The sequence below is a fragment of the Nocardia lijiangensis NBRC 108240 genome (genome assembly GCF_001613045.1).
Lineage (GTDB): Bacteria > Actinomycetota > Actinomycetes > Mycobacteriales > Mycobacteriaceae > Nocardia > Nocardia lijiangensis.
Genome location: NZ_BDBP01000029.1, coordinates 82,239 through 98,524 on the forward strand (window position 1 = coordinate 82,239; position 16,286 = coordinate 98,524).

13 protein-coding genes and 2 tRNA genes are annotated in these 16,286 nt (G+C 66.2%); 4 read left to right on the forward strand and 11 right to left on the reverse strand.

The genetic code is table 11. The annotated features are described in order from the left end of the window. Positions 1-3 precede the first annotated feature (3 nt). Genes NL1_RS11785 through NL1_RS11810 form a run of 6 tightly spaced genes read right to left on the reverse strand, consistent with a single transcriptional unit; the run spans position 4 to position 7,189 of the window. Complete coding sequence (locus NL1_RS11785) at positions 4-1,440, reverse strand: hypothetical protein (protein ID WP_067837871.1); 1,437 nt, start codon at positions 1,438-1,440, stop codon at positions 4-6. Beyond that, complete coding sequence (gene accC / locus NL1_RS11790; RefSeq protein WP_245673192.1) at positions 1,437-2,867, reverse strand: acetyl-CoA carboxylase biotin carboxylase subunit; 1,431 nt, start codon at positions 2,865-2,867, stop codon at positions 1,437-1,439. The genes NL1_RS11785 and accC overlap by 4 nt, the downstream gene beginning before the upstream one ends. Next, complete coding sequence (locus tag NL1_RS11795; RefSeq protein ID WP_067837880.1) at positions 2,864-3,394, reverse strand: acetyl-CoA carboxylase biotin carboxyl carrier protein; 531 nt, start codon at positions 3,392-3,394, stop codon at positions 2,864-2,866. Before NL1_RS11795 ends, accC begins: the two co-directional genes overlap by 4 nt. A gap of 38 nt (positions 3,395-3,432) precedes the next feature. After that, complete coding sequence (locus NL1_RS11800; RefSeq protein WP_084510514.1) at positions 3,433-5,055, reverse strand: acyl-CoA carboxylase subunit beta; 1,623 nt, start codon at positions 5,053-5,055, stop codon at positions 3,433-3,435. 32 nt (positions 5,056-5,087) lie between these two features. Continuing rightward, complete coding sequence (locus NL1_RS11805) at positions 5,088-5,993, reverse strand: CoA-binding protein (protein ID WP_067837884.1); 906 nt, start codon at positions 5,991-5,993, stop codon at positions 5,088-5,090. Continuing rightward, positions 5,990-7,189 (reverse strand): ATP-grasp domain-containing protein, encoded by a 1,200-nt coding sequence (locus tag NL1_RS11810; RefSeq protein WP_162272720.1) that lies wholly within the window; start codon positions 7,187-7,189, stop codon positions 5,990-5,992. Before NL1_RS11810 ends, NL1_RS11805 begins: the two co-directional genes overlap by 4 nt. Positions 7,190-7,330: 141 nt before the next feature. On the opposite strand from NL1_RS11810, the gene NL1_RS11815 reads away from it, so the two are divergent. Further along, positions 7,331-8,263 (forward strand): LysR family transcriptional regulator, encoded by a 933-nt coding sequence (locus NL1_RS11815; protein WP_084510521.1) that lies wholly within the window; start codon positions 7,331-7,333, stop codon positions 8,261-8,263. A gap of 276 nt (positions 8,264-8,539) precedes the next feature. Here the strand turns inward: NL1_RS11815 and NL1_RS37475 are convergent, their stop codons facing one another. After that, entirely contained in the window at positions 8,540-8,779 is a 240-nt protein-coding gene (locus NL1_RS37475; RefSeq protein WP_067837888.1) for a hypothetical protein, read from the reverse strand. A gap of 1,171 nt (positions 8,780-9,950) precedes the next feature. Between NL1_RS37475 and NL1_RS11825 the strand changes: the two genes are divergently transcribed. Further along, positions 9,951-10,130, forward strand: a complete 180-nt coding sequence (locus NL1_RS11825) for a hypothetical protein (RefSeq protein ID WP_156094810.1) — start codon at positions 9,951-9,953, stop codon at positions 10,128-10,130. Positions 10,131-10,164: 34 nt separating this feature from the next. Here the strand turns inward: NL1_RS11825 and NL1_RS11830 are convergent, their stop codons facing one another. From NL1_RS11830 to NL1_RS11840, 3 genes are all read right to left on the reverse strand, one after another. Beyond that, positions 10,165-13,410: a protein kinase domain-containing protein gene (locus tag NL1_RS11830; protein ID WP_067837894.1), complete on the reverse strand. Its 3,246-nt coding sequence runs from the start codon at positions 13,408-13,410 to the stop codon at positions 10,165-10,167. Positions 13,411-13,583: 173 nt separating this feature from the next. After that, positions 13,584-13,668 (reverse strand) — tRNA-Leu (locus NL1_RS11835). Positions 13,669-13,758: 90 nt separating this feature from the next. Further along, positions 13,759-14,115 carry a winged helix-turn-helix transcriptional regulator gene (locus NL1_RS11840; RefSeq protein WP_067837896.1) on the reverse strand — a complete coding sequence of 119 codons (357 nt, stop codon included), beginning with the start codon at positions 14,113-14,115 and terminating at the stop codon, positions 13,759-13,761. A 143-nt stretch (positions 14,116-14,258) separates the two neighbouring features. Here NL1_RS11840 and NL1_RS11845 point away from each other — a divergent pair, with 143 nt between their 5' ends. Both NL1_RS11845 and NL1_RS11850 read left to right on the forward strand, forming a co-directional pair. After that, positions 14,259-15,128 carry an NAD(P)-dependent oxidoreductase gene (locus NL1_RS11845; protein ID WP_067837901.1) on the forward strand — a complete coding sequence of 290 codons (870 nt, stop codon included), beginning with the start codon at positions 14,259-14,261 and terminating at the stop codon, positions 15,126-15,128. Positions 15,129-15,224: 96 nt separating this feature from the next. Then, positions 15,225-15,309 (forward strand) — tRNA-Leu (locus tag NL1_RS11850). Here NL1_RS11850 and NL1_RS36425 read toward each other — a convergent pair. Continuing rightward, positions 15,291-16,286: recombinase family protein (locus tag NL1_RS36425; RefSeq protein WP_174553409.1), on the reverse strand; the 996-nt coding region annotated here is incomplete at its 5' end. The two genes, NL1_RS11850 and NL1_RS36425, sit on opposite strands and share 19 nt — an antisense overlap.

Here is a 16,286-nt window from a genome sequence, read left to right on the forward strand (position 1 = left end):
GATTCACCCTTCCTGTTGCAGATGGATGCGGATACCGGGCGCTTGCACACTCAGCGTGGCGTAGCGGCCAGCACGCTCGAGCAATCCGCGGGCGAGGCTTTCGTAGGGTGTCAACGCTTCGTACGGCCGCACCGCGTTCGCCCTCCGCGGGATGGCGGCGACCGTGACTCCGGCCACCCAGGCGAGCAGTACCGCCTCATCGGTTCCGAGATCGGCTTCGACCGCCACCGAGGAGGCGTCGGGTGACAGCACCAGGCCGACCCGTTCCTGGAGGTCGGTGCGAAGGTCACCGTCCACCGTGCCGTACACCCCTTGCAGGAGCCTGCGCAGCACTGGTCGCAGGCTTTCGTATCGCGGCTCGCCATCGAAGTGGCACATCGCTTGTTCGGCGATCGCGCGGGCGAACGGGGCCACCATCGGCGGCGAGCCCATCTCACGGCGCACGAGCGCGCACTCTTCGGCGAACTCGTGCAGGTCTGCCCAGCGTCCACGTTCGCGAACGGCACTGCGCACGTCGGCTGCCACCTCACCCGGCAGTTGATGGACGTAGGTCGCCAGATCGAAAGGCCACGGCGCCGCAGCGGGAAAGCCTTCCTGGTCGGCGATTTCGGCAAGGATCGCATCGGCGGACAGCAGGCTGTCGATGTCGGGCAGATCCTTGAAGTGCTGCTCGGTGTGCAGGACGCGGATCAACGACGGCAGCGATGGCAGGGAGGCACCGTTGGCGACCGAGGGCAGCGCGGTGTCGATGCCGCTGACGCCGAGCCGGCCTGCCTCGAGAGCGACGACGGTTCCGAGCGCGGTGTGGCACCGCGTGTGCAGATCGAGAGGAGTGTCGCCGAGGGCCGACACCAGTGCGGGGAAAAGGGTGTGTGCCCGATCCGGTGTCAGTACTCCGCTCTCGTCCCGGAGCATCACCCGCGCGGCGCCTGCGGTGACGAGCGATTCCGCTCGCTGCGCGTAGATTTCGTCCGGCACACCGTCGTCGGCCGAATAGGGCAGGGCGGCAATGGCGGTCAGTCCCGCGGCGGTGGCGGAATCCAAGGCCGCCTTCAGGCGGGCGAGGTCCAGTAGCGGATCGAGCAGGACCACCTGCTGGATACCCGCCGCGGCCAGCGCCGACAGCCAGGCCTCGACCGCCGTGGGGCCGAGGACGTCGGCGCCCGGTCGTCCATGCCCGGTCAGCAGGTTGACGGTGGCGCGCAGCGGAACGGAGCCGTAGTGCCGAGAGGCGAGTTCCACCCGCTGCAACGGGTGCTCGTCGCGGGCTAAGCACTCGTCCAGGACTGCGGGACCGATCACCTCGACTGCCGCCAACCCGCTGGACGACAGCGCTGCGGCCGGGGCGAGGAGCATCCGATTGTCCAGTGCGCCAGACCAAACCACGGCTTGGCCGTCGGTAAGGCTCGTGTCGGTGAATGTCAGCCGGTGACTGCTCATGCCGATACTCCCGCCTCTGTGCTGGACATTCGAGTGCCGAGGTGCTGATCCCGCGAGGGGAGAAAGGTGTCCTCGACCCATCTCGTGGTGACCGATCCCTCGCGGAAGTGCGGGTGGGCGAGCACCGCGTGATGGAACGCCGCGGTGGTCGTCGGACCGCTGACCCGCAACCCGGACAACGCGGTGCTCATCTTCTCGATCGCCTCGGCCCGAGTAGGGGCGTGCACGATGAGCTTCGCCAGAAGCGAGTCGTAGTACGGCGAGACCCTGTACCCCGAATGACAGTGGGTGTCGACGCGAACGCCGTGTCCGCTCGGCGGTACCCATTCCTCGACCAACCCGGGACTGGGAAAGAACCCGCGGTCAGGGTCCTCGGCGTTGATGCGGCACTCGATCGCGTGGCCGTCCAGGACGATATCGTCCTGCGTGAAGGACAGCGGCAGGCCGGATGCGACTCGGATCTGCTCGGCCACCAGGTCTCGTCCACTGATCATCTCGGTGACGGGATGCTCCACCTGGATGCGAGTGTTCATCTCCAGGAAGTAGTAGCTGTTGTCGCGGTCGTCGACCACGAACTCGACCGTGCCCGCACCGACGTAGTCCACATTCCGCGCGAGGCGGACAGCGCTTTCCCCCATCGCCGCACGTTCGTTGGCCCCGAGCACCGGTGAGGGTGCCTCCTCGATCAGCTTCTGATGGCGGCGCTGCGTCGAGCACTCTCGTTCACCCAGATGCACGATGTTGCCGAATTGATCACCGATGATCTGGATTTCGATGTGCCGAGCTCGTTCGATGAACTTCTCGACGTACAGCGTGGGATCGCCGAAGGCCGATTCGGCCTCCGATGATGCGGATCTGAAGGCCTCGGGAAGCTTCTCGGCCGACTCCACGACCCGCATGCCACGGCCGCCGCCGCCGGCAGTGGCCTTGATCAGGACGGGAAAACCGATCTGCGTGGCGATCGTCAATGCCTCGTCCGGATCGGACACCGCCCCTGAGCCCGGCACGCACGGAACCCCCGCTTTCGCTGCCAAGCCAACCGCCGTGATCTTGTCGCCCATGCTCTCGATGGACTCCGGCGTCGGACCGATGAAGATCAGGCCCGCGTCGCCGCAGGCGCGGGCGAACGACGCTCGTTCGGACAGGAATCCGTAGCCGGGGTGCACCGCGTCGCACCGGGTCCGCTTCGCGGCCCGGACCAGCAGATCCGCCCGGAGGTAGCTGCGTGTCGCCTGGGGCGGGCCGATGACGACGACCTCGTCGGCCATCCGTGCGGCCAGGCTCTCGACGTCCGCCTCGGAGACACCGAGAACGGTGTCGATCCCGAGCGAACGGCACGCCCGGATGATGCGGACCGCGATCTCACCGCGATTGGCGACGAACACCTTCCGGATGTCGTGCTGAACAAAAGGGATGTCGCCGATCACGCCGCGCCCTCCGCCTCGGTGGGATCGACGATCATCAGGATCTGGTCTTGCTCGACCGCGTGACCGTGCTCGACGAGGATCGAATGGATCCGTCCCGCGGCCGGCGCCGCGATCGAGTTGAACATCTTCATGACCTCGACCAGGCACAGCGTCGCGGACGCATCGACTTGCTGGCCCTCCTCCACGAACGGCGGCTGGTCCGGCGCGGGCGTGCGGAAGAATGTGCCGGGCATCGGCGCCCGGATCGCGATCATCCGGTCCGGGATCTCGGCCGGCGCCGGCCTACCGATGGCAGGCGGGGCGGCAGCCGGGGCACTTGCCGGTGCGGCTACCCGCGTCTCGACGGCCGGGGTCGCTGCGATCGGAGTCGCTGCCGGAGCCTCGACCGGCAGCACGCTCAGGGGCGCGGCTCCAGGCTTGCGCGCCTGCAGGACGACATCTCCGATCCGAAGGTCGAGCGAATCGAGGTGCTCTGCGGTATCCAGCAGTTCAAGGATGCGCCGGACGTCTGCGTGTTGAAGATTCATGGTCCACTCCTCGGTGAGTTTCGCGATGGGATGTACGGTCAGGCCCGCATGGTGCGCGCGGTCGTACCGAGATGTTCGGGCAGGATGCGATAGGCCTGACGTATCCATTCGCACAGCATCGGACGGGTGTCGCGGGGGTCGATGATGTCCTGGATGCCGAACCGTTCAGCGGTTCGGAACGGGTTCTCCACGGGTTGGAACCGGGCATACAGCTCCTTGCGGAGCGCGGCCGGATCATCGCTTTCCGCGAGTGTGCGCCGGTAGGCGGCCTCGACTCCGCCCTCGATGGGGATCGATCCCCAGTGTGCTGTCGGCCAGGCCAGGCGCCGATTGATGCTGCCGCCACCCACCGGTCCGTAGGCGGCGCCGGCCAGTCCGTACGCGCGCCGCACGAACAGCGAGAGCCAGGGGATACGCGCCTGCTCGAGTGCCATCGACGCCCTGACGCCCTTGCGCAGGGTGCCCTTGTGCTCGGCATCGCTGCCGACGAAGGTGCCTGGCTGGTCGATCAGGTTCACCATCGGCAGGTGGAAGGTATCGGCCATGTCGACGAACCTGATGATCTTCTCGGCGGAGTCGACAGTCAACGAGCCGCCCAGCCACTGGGGGTCGTTCGCGAGGACCGCCACGGGATGACCATCGAGACGGGCGAGCATCGTGATCTGCGACTGTCCGAAATAACGTCCGATCTCGAACAAGCTGCCCTGGTCGAAAACCGAGGCCAGCAACTCGCGCATGTCGTACGAGTACTGCTTGATTGCCGGGATCGTCGTGGACAAGGCCTCGTCTCGGCGATACACCGGATCGGCGCAGGACCTCACCGGGGGAAGTTCATGGACGCTCGACGGCAGGTAGGACAAGAAGCGGGCAACGTGCTCGAGTGCCTCGAACTCGTCGGCGGCCTCGTTGTCGACGACGCCCGATCCGCGCGCATGGACACCCGCGCCCCCGAGCTCCGCATTGGTGACGTCTTCGCCCACGGCCTTCTTCACGACCGCCGGTCCGCCGGCGAAAAGGTAGGACCCCTCGGCGGTCATGATCGACAGGTGGCTCGCGCACACCCGCACCGCGCCGAGGCCGGCGGCGGCGCCGAGCGCGACGCCGACGACGGGGACGGTGCCCAACAGCTCCACCATCGGCCAGTGCGGGTATCCGGGAATCTTGGTGGCCGACATCTGCTCGAGAAGGTTGACGCTGCCGCCTGCGGTCTCGACCAGCCGGACCACGGGCCAGCGGTAGGTCAGCGCCAAGCGCTCGACGTACTGCCATTTCTCGGGGTTGGTCGCCTCCGACGACCCCCCTCGCACGGTGAAGTCCTCGGCGACCACGATCACCTCGCGGCCGTCGATCGTGCCTTGCCCGCAGATGACATTCGACGGTTCGACCGAGATCAGCTGCCCGTGTTCGTCGTAGCGGGCCGAGCCGGTCATCATGCCGATCTCGCGCCATGATCCGGTGTCGACGAGTCGCTCGATGCGTTCGCGCGCTGTCAGACGCCCGCGGGAGTGCTGGCGCTCGACCTTGTCGGGTCCGCCCATCGCCAAGGCGAACTTCCGGCGTTCGGCCATTTCCGCTTCGAACCACGGCCGCCCGGTGCTGTCCGCGGCGCTGGTGCCGACGGTCAGGGCCGGGGAAGCCGCTCGGGGTTCGATCTGGGTCATGGTGAGGTTTCCTGTCTGGTCAGGGATGCAGGTCAGCGAACCGCCGCAGCCGGGAGTACTTCGGCGAGGTGCACGCGGACGTCATACGTCGAGCGGGCCACGAGGGCGCCCGCGTCGGCGAGTGCCACAAACTTTTCCTCCACGGTCGCACCCTCGGCGTCGCGCGGCGCGTGACCGAACGGCAGCGCTGTCGGCAAGGAGTCGCCGGCACGCCCGGCCACCATCGCGATGATCGGAACCTCGATTCGTCCGTCCGCCACCGCGCCCGCCAAGTCGACTTCCTGGCTGCTGGAGGGTTCACCGAAGACCACCACCGCGCGGGTGTTCGGATCACTCGCGACGAGTTCGACACCTTCGGTGAGCGTGATGCCAACCGTCGGCGTGCCTCCGATGGACATCTGCACACTGGTGCCCAATCCCCATATCCGCATCAACATCGCCAGTTCGGAGGCCATGCCGCCGCTGCGCGAGACGATGCCCACCGAACCGGCGGCGAACCGCTGCCACGGTTCGTCACCCCCGGGACAACCGATTCTGCCCACGCCGGGGACGACGACGCCCTGAGAGTTCGGTCCGATCACACGGCAGTTGTGCGCTCGCGCGACCTCGAGCGCCCGAAGCCAACGATGCTGGGGAACGTTCTCCGCGCTGACCACGATCAGTGCCAGACCTGCCTGCGCCGCCTCCACGACCGCATCGGCCGCGGCCTGTGGCGGTGCATAGCTCATCGCCACCTGCGCGCCCGTCGCCGCGACGGCCGCGGCGACGGTGTCGAAGACCGGCACCCCGTGCACGACCGAGCCACCCTTGCCGGGCGTGACGCCCGCTGCCACCTCGACACCGGAATCGAGCATCCAGCGGGTCTCCAGCTGGCCCTGCCTACCGGTGATGCCCTGTACGAGAAGCCCAGGACCATCTTCGAGAAGTCGACGAATCATCGGACAAGCCCTTCCAGTTCATGCGGTGACCGTTCCATCGCGGTCAGCAGTCGGTCACATGCTTCTTCGAGCGAGGCTGCGCGATCGAGTACCAGCACACCTGGCAAGCGTTCTTTCAGGATTGCGTGGGCCTGCGCTTCGTTCGGTCCGGCCAGCCGGACGACAGTGGGCACGCGAGACGCGTCGAATCCGGCCCGGTCGGCTGCGGCAATGAACTCGAGCGCCACGCCATGCGCATCGGCGAGACTGAGCACAGCGCCGCCGAACAGCACCCCCCGAAGACCGGGTACGGACAGTGCGGAAGTGAAAAGTGTCTGCAGCTTCGCACTACCGGCACCTGGCGACGCGTCGAGATAGCAGGCCGGGCGGATGCCGAGGTCCGTCAGGTAGTCCAACCCCAGAAGTCCCGCACCACCACCCGTGATCATGCAGGCAACGTCGCCGTCCAACTCGAAGAACTTGACGCCTGCCCGGTTCGGCTCGGCTGCGTCGGCCTCGCGCACCGCCAGTTCGCGTGGGGTGAGGGCGCGGTCCAGCGCAGCCTCGGGTTCGACCAGCGGTGTCGGCCGAAGTGCCTGTGCGGCCGGATGACCGTGGGGGTCGAATTCGACCGCCACACCGACGGCGACCAGTCGTTTACCGTCCCACCGGAAGGGGTTCACCTCGATGAGGGCGGCCTCCGCGGTGCAGAATGCGGTCCACAGGACCTGCAGCGCACGGGTGAGCGCACCGCGCAGGCCGGCATCGTGGACAGCCGCCTCGTCGAGCAAGGCGGCCACCGTGTCGTCGTCGAGGCCGTCCGTCAAGCCGACCGTGACGGCGGCCGCTCGACGTGCGTCGAATCCGACACCGCCGGTGGCATCGGCGCGCACGATGGCGCCACGCGTGGTCTCGTCGAGGGCGATGGAGAGGTAGCACTCCTCCCCATCGACGTACTCCTCCACCACCGCGGGCGCGCCACCTCGAACCGTTGCGACGACCGCGGAGGACAGCTCGTCCCGAGTCCGGCAGATATGCACGAGGCCGGCCAGGCCCTTGCCGCTGCCTGCGATGTCGGGCTTCACCACCCATGGTGGCCCGAAGCCAGGCTCGTCGGACGCCAGTGGCCGCTCATCCGTCACCACGACCAGCTCGGGCGTCTCGACACCGGCCCGGCCCAGCCATGGCATCGCGGCGCTCTCAGTGGCGCGGGGCATCGCGTCTCCCTTCATTCAGGGCCCTCGGGTGGTGGGCCGTTGCAGTCACGTAACACTGTGATGCAGGTAACTGATTCAAGGAAGAAGGCACTGACTACCACCGTGATCGTCATCGTCGATCACTCCGGCTACCATCGCGGCATGCGATCGGAACAGCTGCGATACCTGGAGGCGGCGATCCGCCACGGTTCACTGCGCAAGGCGGCCCAGGAGGTGGGCGTCGGGCAGCCGACACTCAGCCAGCAGATCCAGCGCCTCGAGGAGGATCTCAACGTCATCCTGCTGATCCGCCGCGCCAACGGCGTCCTCCCCAGCGCCGAGGCCCGGATTCTGCTCCCGCACATACGGCAGGTGCTGCAGGCCAACCGTGCCCTTCGTGAGGAGGCCGGTCTGATCAACGGGCTGCGCAGCGGCAGCGTCCGTCTGGGTGCGGTCGCCACGGCCAGCCAGATACTGCTACCGAGAGTGGTTCCGCTCTATCGGAACTCGTTTCCCAACGTGCGCTTCTCGGTGTGGGAATCCGGCTCCCAGGCTGTGCGCGACAGCGTGATCAGCGGCGAACTCGATCTCGGGTTGGTGGTGGGTACCGGCGATCCGGCCTCCTCCGCCGGCCTCACCTCGACCGACCTGATCTTCGATGAAGTCCTGCTGTGCGTGTCCCGGCATCATCCGCTGGCCGGCAAACCAACCGTCAGCCTCGACGACCTCGAGGGCCAGTCCTGGGTGGTGTCCGCGCACGGCTACGCCCTCCGGGAGTTGGTGGACCGTGTGTTCTCACCACCGGCACAAGACATCGTCTACGAGACGACCACCCCGCAAACCAGCCTGCTCATGGTCGCCGCCCAGGTGGGTATCGCCATGCTCCCTCGGCATGCGCTGCGCGGCTACGGCGCCGACGAGATCGCCACGCCCGCAACGGAATGGGACCCACCTCGGCTGACCGTCTGCCTGATCAGGCGGACCGACACTCAACCAGCGCCCGCAGCGCGAAAGCTCATCCACGCACTGCGCGAGGTCAGCGCGGAATGGTCGCGCAACTATCCGCAGAAGCCGCCGCTACACACCTCACAGTAGGCGCGGTCAGTGGACTGGCTCGCCGTGAAGTTCCCGTCCCATGGCATATGACCAGCCGCGGTGGTGTCGTACGACTTCACCGTCGAGGGTGCCTCGAGCAGCCCGGTCAGCAACAAGAAGATGCAGCACATGACGGACCTGGCCGCGCACTCGGGTATGCCGGTCGTCTATCTCACGGAATCGACCGGAGTCAGGATGCCCGACATCATGGGTGCGGCGACGCTTGTACCCGACCCCTCGACCGTTCACATGCGCATATCGATTCGGCGATATGGCTCAAAGGAGAGCGTATTCGGACCTCACACTTGCTCGCGTCCGGCCGATCCTTTCGCACCATTGGTCGTGCAGTGTTCTCCAGACTTCGGTGGCGGTGCGGGTCCACTTCATTTCCAGCTCTGCCGCGGCCAAGGCGGGTTTCTCTCTTTCGAATTCGTTGTCCGCGTGTGCGGCGCGGTCGACCAGTTCGCTCCAGCGAGCGAAGTCCTGATGTAGTGCGTCTTCGATCGTCTTGCGCATTGCAGCTCCTTCGTGCGTTGTAGTGATCTTGTGGACCGAATTCTCGAAAACAGGGGATCGGGTTCCGGCGACGTGGTCGGGTAGCGCGGACCCGGGAAGCAAGAGCCGCTGAGGCTCGCCGATGCAGCAGTTCTGGTGTTGTGGAAACGCTTAGCCGTTCGGCAACGTCACGCAATCGTGGCTACCGACTCGTTACTGCTCCGCCCGCCGCGATGTCGCGGGGGTCGATCTTCGATATGAAGGCGAGAGGGGAAGATTGCAGATCGCGAGCGAGTCGGTTGCGGACTTCTGCTCGCCGACCTCGTGGGCAACTTGCGGGACGTGCGGTCGTTGCGACCTAGCGCCTACATGGCTGCCGACCTTCCCGGCCGTCTTTGATATCAGCTTGGTCACAGTTTACGCACAGTCGGTTAACTATGCATAGAGGAATGCGGAAGCCGCTTCAGGAAAACCGCAGGTGCGCCACGGTCCCGTCGTGCATCCAGTGAGTTTGCCAGCTATATGTGATGCATGTCACGTCCATTCAGGTTGACACCCGGTTGAGGCGGCTTGCCCGTTTCCGCCCGCGGCAGCGAGCACGTGCCAGCACCGCGACCTGCGCGGCCGCAGTCAGGGAGGCCGGATGCGCCACAGGTCGCCGCGGACCCTTGTTTCGGCGGCTTCGGGTTGCCGTGCCGGTGCAGCGTCGCCCCAAGATTTGCCGGTCAACCGGCACGCTGCCCTGGGCCGTGGCTTGGCCCGAGAACAAGTGCGAGTCGTGATCGACGCGGCCGTCGACGAACTCGACCCGCTGGTCGGGGAGCACCTTCGCAGGCAGAAAAAGCAGGTATGTGCGTAGGTAGTTCTCCGGTCGCTGATCGTGCTCGCGGAAAGAAGGCTGCAGGGGACAGGTCAGGCATCACCTCTCGAGGACACTCATGAATCCACAGAATCGGCAGCATGCAGTTCACGATGCGCGCTCTCCGTCCGCGAAGCGGCCACAGCCACTACGTGTACTGGTCCGGGAGACGAGCCCGAGGACAGCCGGCAGCCAGGAAGAGCGAGGGTTCGAACGGGCACTCTTGAATGCGCCGACGTCGGTGTGGCACGTCGACGACGCGCCCTCGACAGCACCGGTCCAATGCTGACACCTGCCGGGGGAGCGGGATTCCCTGCGCACGGTGATGCGCACTTGCGGATCTGGCTGGGCGGAACGGCCTTCGACTATCGAGCCGCTGTTGCCGCGGCACACAACCTGATCGGCGATTGGCAGCGAAAGCCCTGGTGCGCAATCGAATTGATCCTCCATACCGCCGAAGAATGCCTGCCCGAAACCCGCTTGCCGAACGAACGATTGTTTCTCGGCCCGTGACCGTAGGGCGAAATGCGTGTAGCAGCCGAAAGATTCAGAGTTCGGATTGCTTGGCGACCCACGCTGCGATCTGGGTGCGCGAGGTGAATCCCAGTTTGGTCAGGATATGTTCCACGTGTCCCTCGGCGGTGCGCTGCGAAATCACCAGCCGGGCGGCGATTGCCTTGTTGGTCAGACCTCGAGCGACGAGATCAGCGACCTGGCGCTCACGCTTGGTCAGATTCCCCGCCGGACGACGGACCGGCGTGGCTTCGGATTCGTCGCCGAGCGCGAAGCGCGCCGCGGCATCGAGACTCATCGCGGCACCCTCCCGGCAGGCGGCCTCGAATGCCCGCTGTCCGAGCGCCTTGCGGCTGTTCCGGGCGCATTCCTCACGATAGACGAGCAATGTGCGAAACATGAATACGGAGCTGCAGGCAATCTGGCCCAACGAGTCGGCGGCGCCCATCAAGACGGCTGCGCGCCGGGCATGGTGCCGTTCGTCGGCGATCCAGGCCAGCGTTTCCGTACAGGCCGCGGCGACGAGCGGATCGGCCACCAGTTCGGCCAACCGAAGACCTTCCTTCAACCATGGCTCGGCCCGGTTGGACTCGCCCCCTCGCCACTCCGCGAATCCCGTTACCCACATCGCCCACGACCGTTCCAACAATTCTGCGGATGATTCGGTAGTGGCGAGCGTCTTCTCGAGACAGGAGATGGCCTGCGACGTGTGGCCTTGCAGTGCATGAGCCCATCCAAGCAAGAACTGGGCGTCCAGCTGCAATATGAGGTCGCCGCGTGCTTCGTATACTCCTACCGCGTCGGCCAAGTTTTTGCAGGCGCGGGCCAGATCACCGTCCTGCTCGGCGAGAGCCTTGGTGCCCTCGGAATGCGCAAGTAAGGCTCCGACCCAGGGGTCCGCCGTCTGCTCGGCCAGGGTCTGGAGTTGCGCCACATAGGCTGTGGTGGCTGTTGGCTCACCCTGCATCGCGGCCATCGCAGTGGCACCGTAGAGTGCCTTGGCTCGGTCGGCGGTCTGCACACCGGTCGTATGGGCGAGCACGCGTTCGCACCAGTGACGTCCCTCGCTGAGCCGCTCACGCAAAACCCAGAAGGGATAGAGGGCGGCGACAATCCGCAACCCGCTCTCGCTCGACTCGGTCAGGCTGAATTCCAGCGCCTTCCGCAGATTCGGCAACTCACGTTCCAGTCGGGCAACCCACTGCGGCTGATGTGGGCCGATCCATTCCGCTTCTGCTTGGAGAGCCAATTGCTCGCACCAATCACGGTGGCGCTGAAGGTATTCTGGGTAGTCTCCGCTGTTTTCGGCTTTCTGCCTCCCGTATTCTTGGACGGTCTCGAGCATCCGGAAGCGGATCGTGCCATCTGTTTCTTCGCGGATCAGGATCGACTTGTCCACCAGCGCGGATAGCGCATCGAGCAATTCCGCCTCGGTCAAGATGGTGCCGCACGCTTGTTCGGCGGCGTCGAGCTCGAAACCGCCCGAGAACACCGACAGCTGGTTCCATAGTTGCTGCTCGACCGTGGTGCACAGGTCATAGCTCCAGCCGATGCACCATCGCAGGGTCTGCTGTCGCATCGGGGCATCACGGCTCCCGCGAGTCAGCAGGGCATATCGGTCGTCCAGCCGGGTCAAGATCTGCTCGGGCGACATCGTCCGAAGACGGGCTGCTGCCAGCTCGATCGCCAACGGCAACCCGTCCAGTCGGGCACAGATCCGCGCCACGCCGAGGCTGGTGTCGTCGGTTACCGTGAAGCCCGGCACGGCCGCGGCAGCTCGTTCGGCGAACAAGGTCACAGCGTCGTACGTGGCCGCTCTTCGCAACGCCGGCATGTTCGTCGATTCGGGAATCCCCAACGGGGGCACCGCAAACACCGACTCCCCACCCACGCTCAGAGCCTCGCGGCTGGTCGCCAGAATCCGTAACTGCGAGCAGGTCCGCAACAGCGATTCGGTCAGTTTCGCGACCGCATCGATCACCTGCTCGCAGTTGTCCAGCACCAGCAGCAGACTGCGCGGGGACAGCAGTTCCGCCAGCGCTTCGAGGACGGGTCGCGCATCGCGGGTTCGCAAGCCGAGAGTGGCGGCCACGACGTCGACCACCAATGTCGCATCCCGTAGATCACCCAGCTCGACCAGCCACACGCCATCGGCGAAATCACCCTTCACCTTCTGGGCGACGCGCAGTGCGAGCCGGGTCTTGCCGACCCCGCCCATCCCGGTCAGCGTCGCCAGACGCGACCCCACCAGCAGGTTCTTGACCTCGGCCACCTGGATCCGCCGATCGACAAAGCTGGTCAGTTCCAACGGCAGGTTCCCGACACCTGTCGCAGGTGCAGGTGCAGGCGCCGACGTCGCAACTGATGCACGCTCAGCTCCCAGATCGGTTCGCAGGGCCATCTCGTCGACCGCGAAACCATGATTGCGCTCTACCTGCCGCAGTTGCTCTCCCAACGCCGCAGCGGTCGGGCGGTCCCGCGGCTCGCGCGACATCGCCGACTCGATCACCGCGCACATGTCGCCCGGGATTCCTCTCTCGCGCAGATCAGGGACCGGTTGCTTCGTGATCCGCAGGAACTGCGCGACCACCTGCTCACCGCTGCGACGCTCGAAAGCCGCATGCCCGGTCAGGGCACAGAACAATGTGGCCCCCACCGCGTACACATCCGATGCCCGGCTGGGGGCCTCCCCGCTCAGCACCTCGGGAGCAATGAACGCCGGCGAACCGGTGATCGTGCCGGTCGCTGTCTCGAACCCACCGGTGATGTGGGCGATACCGAAGTCCGTCAACGCAGGTTCGCCGTAGTCGGTGAGCAGGATGTTCCCCGGCTTTATATCGCGGTGCAGAACTTCGGCCCGATGCGCCGTTTCCAGCGCACCCGCGATCTTCACCCCGAGGTGCAGCACTTCTGGCAGCGGTAGCGGGCCGTCGCGGCGAATGCGCGCATCGAGCGAGCCGCGAGCGTGGTACGGCATCACCAGGTACGGGCGACCGCTTGCGGTCTCACCGACCTCGAGCATGTCGACAATGTTCGGGTGCCCTGTCAGCCGCCCCATCGCGCGTTGCTCGCGAAAGAAACGCTCCCGATTCTCGTCGAGTTCGCCAGTGAGCACCTTCACCGCCACCGTGCGGTCCACATCGGTCTGGGTGCATCGATACACCTCCCCGAACCCGCCCCGTCCGATCTCCTCCGCTTGTGCGAAACCGGCAGCGTTCAACTCCGTGACGACGTCAACACCAACATCACGCTGTGTCTCGAGCGGATCGATCTCAACCATTGTCGACTCGTGAGCTACCCGGCGGGCACCAGCCAGAATATCCCGGCAGGTCACTTGCGGCCATGGCGCCCGCGCGTGCTGAGTGCCGCGCTGCTCTTTGTGTCCGGGACCCCTGCCGAAAATTCAAAAAACACGGTTCCGTGGCATATCTGCCGCGAAACCGTGTCATTGAGTGTCCGAAGGGGGACTTGAACCCCCACGCCCGATAAAGGGCACTAGCACCTCAAGCTAGCGCGTCTGCCATTCCGCCACCCGGACCGGTGTGTTCTGTTGTGTCCGTGGCGACTTGGTGTCGCCAACGGATCATGATCATAAAGGGGTGGGTGGGCCGATTGCCAAATCGGCAGGTCAGGCGGGGATATGGACGCGGTCGGCACCGATGCGATCGATACGGTCGCGACCCCAGGCGCCGAGCGGTTCGAGGGCGCGATTGAGGGCCGAACCCAGCTCTGTGAGTTCGTATTCCACGCGCGGCGGGATCTCCGGGAAGATCTCGCGGGTGACGATGCCATCCTCCTCGAGCTCGCGCAGCTGCTGGATGAGCATCTTCTCCGAGACGCCCGGCAGCCCGCGGCGCAGCTCGCCGAAGCGGCGCACGCCGTTCACCTCGAGCTCCCAGAGGATCAGCGCCTTCCACTTGCCGCCGATCACGTCCATGGCCGCGTCGATGCCGCAGAAGTATGGTCCCGATCTCTTTGCGCCCATCGCCGCACCTCGCTAGCTGCTCACACACGTATTGGTAAGTACCCGACTGAATAGTAGGTACTTGTCGACGCAACGCCACCCGAGCACTGTTGATTCCAGCGCGCTGACCACAACGTTTTCAACCCCAAGGAGTTGACCCCGCGATGGCGGAAATCCAGCAGACCTCGGTGACGGTCCTCGGTCTCGGCGCGATGGGCCAGGCCCTGGTGTCGGCCTTCCTGAAGACGGGACGACCCACCACCGTCTGGAACCGGACCCCCGGCAAGGACGCCGACCTCGTCGCGGCAGGCGCGGCAGGCGCCGCCACCGTGGACGAGGCCGTACTGGCAGGCGAGGTGATCGTGGTCGTGCTGCTCGACCACGCCTCGGTGCACGCCGCGCTCGATCCGGTCGCCGAGCGACTGGCGGGCAAGCAGCTGATCAACCTGACCAGCACCGCACCCGAGGAAGCGCGCGAGCTGGCCCGGTGGGCCGAACAGCACGGCATCGACTACCTCGACGGCGGCATCATGGCGGTGCCGCCGATGATCGGGCAGCCCGGCGCCGCCATCCTGTACAGCGGGTCGCGCACAGTCTTCGACGACAACCGCGAGTTGCTCGAATCCGCCGCCGCCGCACACTATTTCGGCGACGACGCGGGCCTCGCCGCCACCTGGGACTTCGCCCTGCTGTCGAACATGTACGCGATGTTCGCCGGGTTCATGCACGGCGCGGCACTGGTGCGCTCCACCGGCGCGTCGGCCAGTGCGTTCGCCGAACGCGCGACCGCGTGGATCACGGCGATGGCCCAGCTCCTGCCGGAATACGGCCGGATCATCGATACCGGCGACTACACCACCGACGTGCAACACCTGGCCTTCCACAAGGCCGCGGTGGACGCGATCGTGCGCGCCAGCCGCGACGCCGGAGTCGCGCTCGATCTGGTCGGCCCGATCAAGAACCTCATCGACCGCCAGGTCGCCGACGGCCACGGCGCCCTCGCCTTCCCGCGCACCTTCGAAGAGCTGCGCTGACCCACCCGCCGAACCCCGCAACCCGCCGGTGACCAGCGATTTGTACCGCGATTTGGCCCCAGACGCCGCATCCGTTAACCTTGCTGAGCACCACCGGTCCGGGTGGCGGAATGGCAGACGCGCTAGCTTGAGGTGCTAGTGCCCTTTATCGGGCGTGGGGGTTCAAGTCCCCCTCCGGACACCTGTGCTAAACCCAAAGTCGGCCCCGACAGCAGCGAGCTGCTGTCGGGGCCGATACCGTATGTCGAGGTGGAGGGCCCGGTAGAGCTCCGCTTTGTCGGATCGCGCTCCCGCGGCGAGGACGGCCGAGATGTCGCCGAGGGAGTCGATGAGCTGGCGTATCTCGGTCTCGGTCAGTCGGGGGATGGTGGGCAGGTTCTGTAGCTCTGTCTGTGCTGCTGCCTTCTCGGCGTGGGCGGTGTTCATCGCGGCGACGAGGACTTGGGGGTCGACTCCTGCTTCGATGGCGGCGAGGTGGCGTTCGAGCTTGGCGTCGGCGTCGGCGATACGGCGGCGCAGCAGTGCGCGGTGTGTGTCGTGGTCGTTGTCGTTCTGGGCCGTGAGCAGGCTGGCGATGGTGTGGTCGCGATGGGTCCGATGGAACAGGGTGGCCAGCCAGCGGTCGATCGGTGCGACGAGGTGGTCCTCGCGCAGGTTGACCGAGGGCGGGTGCTCGGCCAGGACAGGGCTGGCGGGAGCCAGGGTTTTGGCGCGGCAGCGGTAGTAGACGGTCCCGCTGACCACTTCGGCCTGCATCTTGCGGCCGCAGACGTCGCAGCGCAGCAATCCGCGCAGCAGGTACTCGCGTGGGGAGGGTTTCCTTGTGCGTTCCAGGCGGCCGCGGGCGCCGATGCCGGTGCTGGCGCGGCGTCGGCGGATGAGTTGGGCTTGGGTGAAGGTTTCGACGGTGACGATGGCGGGGTGTGCGGGTTTCTTGGATCGGATGATGCGGTGGTTGGGGGAGCGGCGTAGGCGGGTGATGTGGCCTGCGGCGACGTCGTCGGGGTCGAGGAGTTCTTCGTGTTTGTTCCAGCGGCCGAAGATGGCGTAGCCGGTGTAGCGAGGGTTCTGCAGGATGGCGGAGACGGTGCTGGCTTGCCAGCCGTCTTGGGATCGGTGCCGGTTCTGTTCGGGCCGGTGTGCTGAGGGGCAGGGGAT